Source organism: Parolsenella sp., assembly GCF_982402205.1.
In genome coordinates, this window is the sequence record NZ_CEVYAT010000159.1 from 1 (window position 1) to 3521 (window position 3521).

A 3521-nucleotide genomic window follows, 5' to 3' on the forward strand; every position below is an offset into this window, starting at 1 on the left:
CACGGCCTCGGGCGTGAGGTTGTTGATGACGAAGACGTCGGCCTCGGCGCCGGCCTCGGTGAAGGCGCGGGCGGAGTCGTACTCGCAGTTGTTGCCGGGGAAGACCGGGATGGTCACGCGTGGGCGCGCGATCTTGGAGCCGGCGAACACCGCGGGCGCGACGTTGTGCTCGGCGGCGAGCCAAGTCTGCGGCTTGACCTCGGGGAGCGTGGCGTCTGCCGGGGTGCGGTAGGGGAAGACGCCCTCGATGGCGCCCTCCCAGGCCTCCTGCAGCTGGGCGAGGTCTGCGCGCTCGCCCTCGGCCACGAACTCATAGGCCTCGGTGGTGGTGCCGATGACCTCGACGTTCACATAGTCGGAGTGGGCGGGCAGCTCGGCGCCGTCGGCGAGCTCCACGAGGAAGCTGCCGTAGGCGGGCTCGAAGAGGCTGTCTGCGGGCACGTCGTTGCTCAGCGTCACGCCAATGCCGTTGCCTACGCTCATCTTGAAGAGGGCCTCGGCCTCGCCGCCATAGCCGGGCGTGGAGATGGCGAGCGCCGAGCCGTCTGCCACGAGGCCCTCGACGAGGTTGAAGCTCTCGAGCAGGCCCTCGACGCTGGGACGGTAGTCTTCGCCGTACTCGGCGGCCTCGATGCAGACGATGCGGTGGCCTGCGGCCTTGAACTCGGGCGAGGTGGCGCGGGCGGCCTTGCCCACGGCAACGGCGAAGCTGATGAGGGTGGGCGGCACGTTGAGCTCGCCGTCCTCGTCCTCGAAGCTGCCGCTCATCGAGTCCTTGCCACCAATGGCGCCGACGCCCAGGTCGACCTGCGCCTCGAGGGCACCCAGGACCGCGGCCATGGGCTTGCCCCAACGGACGGGGTCGCTGCGCAGGCGCTCGAAGTACTCCTGGAACGAGAGGTAGGCGTCCCTGTGGGCAAAGCCCGCGGCGACGAGGCGCGAGACGGACTCGACGACGGACAGGTAGGCGCCCGCGAACTGGTTCGCCTCCATGAGGTAGGGGTTGAAGCCCCAGGCCATGGCGCTGGCCGTGGTGGTTTCGCCGTCGACGGGGAGCTTGGCGACCATGGCCATGCTCGGTGTGAGTTGGCGGCTGCCACCAAAGGGCATGAGCACCGTGGCGGCGCCGATGGTGGAGTCGAAGCGCTCAGAGAGCCCCTTGTTCGAGGCGACGTTGAGGTCGGTGACGAGAGAGCCGAGCCTCTCGGCAAGGGTGCTGCCCTCCCATGCGGGCTCCCAGCGGCCGGGCGCCTCGACGTGGACGTCCATGTGCTTGGGCGCGCCGTTGCTGGCGAGGAACTCGCGCGAGAGGTCGACCACGCGGTCGCCCCTCCAGTCGATGCGGACGCGCGGCTCCTCGGTGACGGTCGCGATGACCGTGGCCTCGAGGTTCTCCTCGGTGGCGTAGCCCAGGAACTCGTCGACGTCCTCGGGCGCGAGGGCCACGGCCATGCGCTCCTGGCTCTCGGAGATGGCGAGCTCGGTGCCATCGAGGCCCTCGTACTTCTTGGTGACCTGGTCGAGGTCGATGGACAGGCCGTCTGCCAGCTCGCCCACGGCCACGCTCACGCCGCCGGCGCCAAAGTCGTTGCAGCGCTTGATGAGGCGGCAGGCGTCGCCGCGGCGGAACAGGCGCTGGAGCTTGCGCTCGATGGGGGCGTTGCCCTTCTGGACCTCGGCGCCGCACTCCTCGAGGCTCTCGACGTTCTGGGTCTTGGAGGAGCCGGTGGCACCGCCGATGCCGTCACGGCCGGTGCGGCCGCCGAGCAGCACGATCTTGTCGCCGGGCGCGGGGCACTCGCGGCGCACGTGGTTGGCGGGCGTGGCCGCCACGACGGCGCCGACCTCCATGCGCTTGGCCATGTAGCCGGGGTGGTAGAGCTCGCTGACCTGGCCGGTGGCGAGGCCGATCTGGTTGCCGTAGCTCGAGTAGCCGGCGGCGGCCGTGGTCACGAGCTTACGCTGCGGGAGCTTGCCGGCGCGCGTCTCGCGCACGGGAACTGTGGGGTCTGCGGCGCCGGTGACGCGCATGGCCTGGTAGACGTAGCTGCGGCCCGAGAGCGGGTCGCGGATGGCGCCGCCGATGCAGGTGGCCGCGCCGCCGAACGGCTCGATTTCGGTGGGGTGGTTGTGGGTCTCGTTCTTGAAGAGGAACAGCCAGTCCTCGTCGGCGCCGTTCACGTCGACCTTCACCTTGACGGTGCAGGCGTTGATCTCCTCGGACTCGTCGAGGTTCTTGAGGATGCCCTCGTGCTTGAGCCACTTGGCGCCGATGGTGCCCATGTCCATGAGGCAGACGGGCTTGGCGTCGCGGCCGAGCTCGTGGCGCATCGCGAGGTACTTGTCGAACGCGGCCCTGACGACCTCGTCGTCGATCTGGACGTCCTCGAGCTGCGTGCCAAAGGTGGTGTGGCGGCAGTGGTCGGACCAGTAGGTGTCGATGACGCGAATCTCGGTGATGGTGGGGTTGCGGTGCTCGCCGGCGAAGTACTGCTGGCAGAAGGTGATGTCGGCGAGGTCCATCGCCAGGCCGCGGTTTGCGATGAAGGCGGCGAGGCCCTCCTGGTCGAGGTCGAGGAAGCCCCCGAGGCGCTCGACGTCCGCCGGGGTGGCCACGCTCATCTTGAGGGTGCGCTTGCGGGCGAGCGACGCCTCGCGAGCCTCGACGGGGTTGATGACGTAGTGCTTGATGGCCTCGACGTCATCGGCCGTGAGTGCGCCCTCCAGCACGTAGACCTTGGCCGAGCGGACGAGCGGGCGCTCGCCCGCGCTGATGAGCTGGACGCACTCGCTGGCGGAGTCCGCGCGCTGGTCGAACTGGCCGGGCAGGTACTCCACGGCAAAGACGGCGGTGCCCGCGGGGGCACCGGTAACGAAGCCGGCCTCGTCGAGCGTGACGCCCTCGACAGGAAGCTCCGCGGTGGCGGCGTCCACCTGGGGCTCGCTGAACACGATGGGAACGCAGCGCTGGAAGAGGTCCTCCCCGATGCCCTCGACGTCGTAGCGGTTGATGATGCGCAGCCCCTCGAGGCTGCCGATGCCAAGGATGGTGCGCAGCTCTTGCGCGAGCTGCTGCGCCTCCACGTCGAAGCCCGGCTTCTTCTCAACGTAGATGCGAGAGACCATTCGTCCTGCCCTTCTCGGTAGTGGACGCGCCTGCCCTGCTGCGGGTAACGCCCGTTTCCGTATGTGTGGCACGCCGCGTGCGCGGCGCGGTCGAACGGGGGCGGCACAGCTGGGCGGCCGCACCCAAGTCTCTATTATGCCGCGTCCGCGCGGCCTGCGGCGAGCGGGAGCTGGCTTGATACACGCCTGAGACAAAAAGGTTGATGCGGGGCGCGCCTGGGGCTGGGCAACGTGCGAGGCGAGAAGGCCGGAGCGAGGAGACTGCCCGGGTCGCGGGAGGTGGCGACCAAGAGGGCGGGGCGGCAGGCGGGACAGAACAAGAAACCCGCCCGGGCCGGGTGGTGAACTGCCTCCCATTTCTTGGACATGAGAAATGGGAGGCTTTTTATGCGTGT

1 protein-coding gene is annotated in these 3521 nt (G+C 69.2%); it reads right to left on the reverse strand.

Annotated features, from left to right (window positions below; genetic code table 11):
* Nucleotides 1-3126, reverse strand: a 3126-nt coding sequence (locus AC1VTH_RS07430) for a phosphoribosylformylglycinamidine synthase (RefSeq protein WP_481335505.1), incomplete at its 3' end; no start/stop codon positions are given.
* Nucleotides 3127-3521: the final 395 nt, after the last annotated feature.